The 1,673-nt window shown below is 77.3% G+C and carries 2 protein-coding genes; both read left to right on the plus strand.

The features are described 5' to 3' along the window. Nucleotides 1-878, plus strand: an 878-nt coding sequence (locus ABZ641_RS36290) for a helix-turn-helix domain-containing protein (RefSeq protein ID WP_359988758.1), incomplete at its 5' end; no start/stop codon positions are given. A gap of 98 nt (nucleotides 879-976) precedes the next feature. Beyond that, the coding region (locus ABZ641_RS36295) for an MBL fold metallo-hydrolase (protein WP_359988760.1) at nucleotides 977-1,673 on the plus strand (697 nt) is incomplete at its 3' end.

Consider the following 1,673-nt stretch of genomic DNA (forward strand, 5'->3'; position numbering starts at 1 on the left):
TCGGCGGCACCCGGCCCGGCTACCGGGTGGAGATCGCCGCAGCCGAACCCGGGCCGGTCACGACCTCCAGCGGCGTCCGCCTGCACGCCGACCTGACGCTCGACCGGGTCGGCGGCGGCATCGACACCCTGCTGGTCGCCGGCGCCGTCGACACCGCCGACGGCCCGCCCGTCGCCCGGGTCGACCCCGCCGTCACCGACTGGCTGCGCGCCACCGCCGGCCGGGCCGCCCGGATCGGCGGCATCTGCGCCGGCGCCCACCTGCTCGCCGCGGCCGGCCTGCTGGCGGGCCGGCCGGCGACCACGCACTGGCTCACCGCCGCCCAACTCGCCGCCGAACACCCGGAGACCGAGGTCGACGCCGACCCGATCTTCGTCCGCTCCGGCCGCCTCTGGACCTGCGCCGGCATCACCGCCGGCATGGACCTCGCCCTCGCCATGGTCGCCGAGGACCACGGCCAGGCCCTCGCCCTCGCTACCGCCCGCACCATGGTGATGTACGTCAAACGCCCCGGCGGGCAGAGCCAGTTCAGCGTTCCGCTGTCCGCCCCGCCGCCGCCCGACGACCGGTTCGGCCCGCTGCTGCGGGTGATCGCCGAACAGCCCGCCGCCGACCTCTCCACCGAGGCGCTGGCCGCGCGGGCCGGGCTCAGCGTGCGGCACTTCTCCCGGCTGTTCGCCCGGCACACCGGCCGCACCCCCGCCGCCTACGTCGAGGGCACCCGGCTGGAACGGGCCCGCCGACTGCTGGAGGAGAGCGACCGCGCCCTCGCCGACGTCGCCCGGGCCAGCGGCCTGGGCTCCGTCGAGACCCTGCACCGGGCCTTCCGCCGCGGCCTCAACACCACCCCCGCGGACTACCGCCGCCGCTTCCGCTGACCGACTCCCCTCCTGCCCCCCCCGCGACCTCGCGTGGGGTCTCCTCGGCCTGCCCGCGCACGGCGCCGGCCGCCGCACCCTCCCCCTGGAGAACACCCGTGTCCCGTACCACCGTCACGCCGATCCCCGTGCTCGGCCGGCACGCCGTCAACGCCTACCTGCTCACCGGGCGGCGCCCGGTGCTCGTCGACGCCGGGATCCCCGGCAGCGGGGAACAGATCCGCCGGCACCTGGAGCGGCTCGGCGTCGACCCGGGCGACCTCGCGCTGATCGTCATCACCCACGGCCACATCGACCACTTCGGCTCCGCGGCCGAACTCCACCGCCTCACCGGCGCGCCGATCGCCGCCCACGCGGCCGATCTCGGGCCCTACCGCACCGGGCGGGTCCGCGAACCCTACCTGCCCACCGGACCGATGGGCCGCCTGATGAGCCGCGGCCGCCGACTCCACGTCCGCGCCGAGCCCTTCGAGCCGCAGGTCCTGCTGCGCGGCGAGACCCCGCTGGACGAATTCGGCATCGCCGCGCGGGCGGTGCCCACCCCCGGCCACACCGCCGGCTCGGTCTCCGTGCTCACCGACCACGGCGACCTGGTGGCGGGCGACCTGGTCGCCAACTCCTTCATGGGGCTGATCCCCGGCCGGCCGGCCAACCCGCCGTTCCACGACGACCCGCTCGGCAACCTCGACAGCCTGGACGCGATGCTCGCCCGCGACCCGGCCCGGCTGCACGTCGGCCACGGCACCCCGCTGGACCCGGACCGCGTCCGCCGCTGGGCCGCCCGCGAGCGCACCC

Origin of the sequence: Kitasatospora sp. NPDC007106, assembly GCF_040634455.1 — a bacterium.
Taxonomy (GTDB): Bacteria; Actinomycetota; Actinomycetes; order Streptomycetales; family Streptomycetaceae; genus Kitasatospora; species Kitasatospora arboriphila.